Below are 3,974 nucleotides of genomic sequence, written 5' to 3' on the forward strand. Positions count from 1 at the left end.
CTCCGGCGTCGGCGACGTGGACGTCCGGCGCCCACAGGTACGACCCCGACGGTGCCCACGAGGGACGGGATCCGAAGGCGTCCCCCACGTACTCCCACTCGACCAGGTCGAAGGACCGGAAGTGCGGGACGAGCCGGTACCCGGCACCGTCCGACCAGTCGTCCGAGGACGCGTAGACGTGGAAGGCGCCGTCCGCTCCCCTCTGGACCGACGGGTCCGGGGCGATGGAGGAGATCACCGGGTTCGCGGCCGCGGGCACCGCCGCGGTGGCGGACACGAGGGGGACGACGACGGCCAGCGCGGCGGCGCCGAGGGCGCGCGCTCCTCGCGAGATTTTCATCGGCCGAGCATAGACCCATGAACCGTCTTTATGTGACCGTACGTAACTCCCGGTTGGAGCCCCGCTCCGCGCTCTCTATCTCGCCCCGCGCTCCTTGCGCAGCAGGAACCGCTGGATCTTGCCCGACGGGGTCTTGGGCAGCTCGCGGACGAAGTGGACCTTGCGCGGGAAGGCGTGGGCCGCGAACTCCGTCTTGACCCACTTCTGCAGCCCGGCCTCGGCCTCCGGGCCGCCCTCCACGCCGTCGCGCAGCACCACGTACGCCTCCAGCACCTCGCCGGCCAGCTCGTCGGGCACCCCGATGACCGCCGACTCGAGCACGTCGGGGTGCTTGGCCAGGACGGACTCCACGTCGAACGGGCCGATGCGGTACCCGGACATGATGATGACGTCGTCGTCGCGGCTCGAGAAGTAGAAGTGGCCGTCGGCGTCGAGCTTGGCGGCGTCGCCGGTGTAGTACCAGCGTCCGTCCGGGCTGAACCGCTCGGCGGTCTTCTCCGGGGCCTGGTGGTACCCCGTGAACCACATGAGGGGGCTGGCGGGCACGTCGATCGCCACGCGGCCCAGCTCGCCCACGGGGGCGGGCTCGTCGGCGTCGGCGGCGAGCACGGTGCAGGACCAGCCCGGCAACGGCACGCCCATCGAACCCGGACGGACGTCCTCGCGCAGCGAGTCGTGCCAGGGGTTGATGATGAACATCCCGTGCTCGGTCTGGCCGTACTGGTCCCGGACCTCGACACCGAACTGCTCGATCGACCACTCGATCACCTCCGGGGTGAGCGGCTCACCGGCGGCGGAGGCCCGGCGGAGCCTCACGTCCGGCGCGATGTCGCGCTTGGCGCGCATCGTCCGGTAGACCGTCGGCGCCGCCGCGAAGTTGGTGACCCCGTAGTACTGCAGGACGGCGAACGCCAACTCCGGGGTGTATCGGGCGTGGAGGAGCAGGCTGCGGCGGCCCACCGCCAGCGGACCGAGGATGCCGTAGTAGAGGCCGTACGCCCAGCCCGGATCGGCACCGTTCCAGAACACGTCGTCGGCGCGCACGTCCAGACCGGTCTCGATGTACTGGTGGAACGCGGCGAGCGCGCGGACGGGGACGACGACCCCCTTGGGGGTGCCGGTGGTGCCCGAGGTGAAGAGCATCACCATCCCGGCGTCCGGTCCGGTGACCGCGGCGCCGCGACCGGGCTCCTGGTCGCCGACGATCGTGTCGAGGTCGAGGTCTCCCTCCCGGGCACCGGGGCAGTCCGCCAGCCCGGCCACGACCACCGGGACGGACGTGCTCTCGAGCTTCCCCCGCTGGTCGGCGTCGGACACGATCACCCGGGCGTCGCCGCCGGTGATCCGCATCTCGATGGCGGGCCAGGCGAACGCGGTGAACAGCGGCATGTGCACCGCGCCCAGGCGCCAGATCCCCATGAGCGTGAACACCAGGTCCGCGGACTTGGCCATGAGCGTGGCGACCCGGTCCCCCTCGCCCACACCGAGGGCCGCCAGGGCGGCGGCCACCTTCTCGCTCCCGACCTTCAGCTCGCCGTAGGTGATGTCGCGACCGGACAGGTCGGCGTCGATCACGGTGAAGGCCACGGCGTCGGGGTCGTGGCGGTCGCACAGGAACTCCGCCGCACTCGCACCGGGGACGTCGTAGATCGCCAGGAGCTCGTCCGGGGACAGGGGCGTGCCGGTGGGCGGCGTGGTCTCGGTCGTATCTGCAGACATGTCTGCAGATACTGCTGCAGAGGCCCGCCGCACACCACCCACCGACGGGCACCCCCGCTTTCGGGGCTGGTACGACTGCTCCGGAGCCGTGCACTCTAATGGGACCACCCGACGATTCCCGCACGTACCCGGAAGGACTCCCATGGCCGTCGACCGACTGCTCCCCAGCGACGAGGCGTACGAACTCCTCGACATGACCCGCTCGGTCGCGGACAAGCTGCTCGAGCCGATCGCGGCCGAGCACGAGCGGAACCACACCTATCCCGAGGGGCTCTTCGCGCAACTCGGCGAGGTGGGCCTGCTGGGGCTGCCCTATCCGGAGGAGTTCGGCGGCGGCGACCAGCCGTACGAGGTGTACCTGCAGGTGCTGGAGGAGCTCGGTGCCCGGTGGGCGGCTGTCGCCGTCGCGACGAGCGTGCACGGTCTGTCCTGCTTCCCCCTGGCCACCGCCGGCTCCGACGAGCAGAAGGCCGAGTGGCTGCCCGGGATGCTCGCCGGCGAGCAGATCGGCGCGTATTCGCTCTCGGAGCCACAGGCCGGGTCGGACGCGGCGGCGCTGCGGTGCCGCGCCGAGCGTGAGGGTGACGAGTTCGTGGTCACCGGCACCAAGTCCTGGATCACGCACGGTGGGATCGCGGACGTGTACAACACCTTCGTCCGCACCGGCGAGGGGTCCCGCGGCATCTCGTGTCTCCTGGTCCCCCGCGACACCGAGAACCTGACGTTCGGGAAGCCCGAGGACAAGATGGGCCTGAACGGCGTCCCCACCACCACCGCCGCCTACGAGGGCGCCCGGGTCGACGCCGCCCGTCTCCTGGGCGCCGAGGGCGACGGACTGCGCATCGCGTTCTCCGCCCTGGACTCGGGCCGGCTCGGGATCGCCGCGGTGGCCACCGGCATCGCGCAGCGGGCACTCGACGACGCGGTCGCCTACGCCAATGAGCGCGAGGCGTTCGGCAAGACCATCATCGGCCACCAGGGCCTGGGCTTCCTGCTGGCGGACATGGCCGCGGCCGTGACCTCCGCCCGCGCCACGTACCTCGACGCCGCCCGACGCAAGGACGCCGGCCGTCCCTACTCCCGCCAGGCCTCGATCGCCAAGCTCACCGCCACGGACGCGGCGATGAAGGTCACGACGGACGCGGTCCAGGTGCTCGGCGGCGTCGGCTACACCCGGGAGTTCCCCGTGGAGCGGTACATGCGCGAGGCCAAGATCACCCAGATCTTCGAGGGCACCAACCAGATCCAGCGACTGGTGATCGCCCGCGACCTCGCCGTCTGAGTCCCCGGCGGCCCGTCCGGCCCGGAGCGCCTAAGGTTGGCGGCATGTCCTCCCTCCCCGACGCCTCCGCTCCCGCGGGCACCGAGTACGTGGTCCTCCTCTCGGAGGACGGCCAGCCCGTCGGCACCGCGGACAAGGCCACCGTCCACACCACCGACACCCCGCTGCACCTGGCGTTCTCGTGCCACGTGGTCGACGAGGAGGGCCGCGTCCTGCTCACCCGTCGCGCGCTGCACAAGCGCGCCTGGCCGGGCGTGTGGACCAACTCGTTCTGTGGTCACCCCGCACCGGGCGAGGACCCCGCCGAGGCGATAGTGCGACGGGCGGAACAGGAACTCGGGACGCGCGTGGACGGGATCGAGCCGGCGTTGCCGGACTTCCGGTACCGGGCGGTGGACGACTCCGGGATCGTGGAGAACGAGATCTGCCCGGTGTTCACCGCCCGCATCCGCGCCGACCTAGCCCCGCGGGCGGACGAGGTGTGTGCCCACCACTGGGCCCGGCCCGAGGACGTGCGCAAGGCCATCGACGCGACGCCGTTCGCGTTCAGCCCCTGGCTGGTCGCGCAGGCGCCGCGCATGGCCCTCTACGCTCGTTGAGGACGGGCTCGGTGAGGACGGGCTCGGTGAGGAC

Annotated in this window: 4 protein-coding genes; 2 read left to right on the forward strand and 2 right to left on the reverse strand. The window is 71.5% G+C overall.

What is annotated here, in order from left to right:
* Together G6018_RS10880 and G6018_RS10885 are read right to left on the reverse strand one after the other, a co-directional pair.
* The coding region (locus tag G6018_RS10880; RefSeq protein ID WP_182639588.1) for a family 43 glycosylhydrolase at positions 1-340 on the reverse strand (340 nt) is incomplete at its 3' end.
* A gap of 75 nt (positions 341-415) precedes the next feature.
* Positions 416-2,059: an AMP-binding protein gene (locus G6018_RS10885; protein ID WP_182639589.1), complete on the reverse strand. Its 1,644-nt coding sequence runs from the start codon at positions 2,057-2,059 to the stop codon at positions 416-418.
* Positions 2,060-2,201: 142 nt separating this feature from the next.
* On the opposite strand from G6018_RS10885, the gene G6018_RS10890 reads away from it, so the two are divergent.
* Both G6018_RS10890 and idi read left to right on the forward strand, forming a co-directional pair.
* Positions 2,202-3,341: an acyl-CoA dehydrogenase family protein gene (locus G6018_RS10890; RefSeq protein WP_107748804.1), complete on the forward strand. Its 1,140-nt coding sequence runs from the start codon at positions 2,202-2,204 to the stop codon at positions 3,339-3,341.
* A 44-nt stretch (positions 3,342-3,385) separates the two neighbouring features.
* Positions 3,386-3,940, forward strand: a complete 555-nt coding sequence (idi, locus tag G6018_RS10895) for an isopentenyl-diphosphate Delta-isomerase (protein ID WP_017835303.1) — start codon at positions 3,386-3,388, stop codon at positions 3,938-3,940.
* Positions 3,941-3,974: the final 34 nt, after the last annotated feature.

Source organism: Dietzia sp. DQ11-44 (assembly GCF_014145205.1).
GTDB lineage: Bacteria > Actinomycetota > Actinomycetes > Mycobacteriales > Mycobacteriaceae > Dietzia > Dietzia natronolimnaea.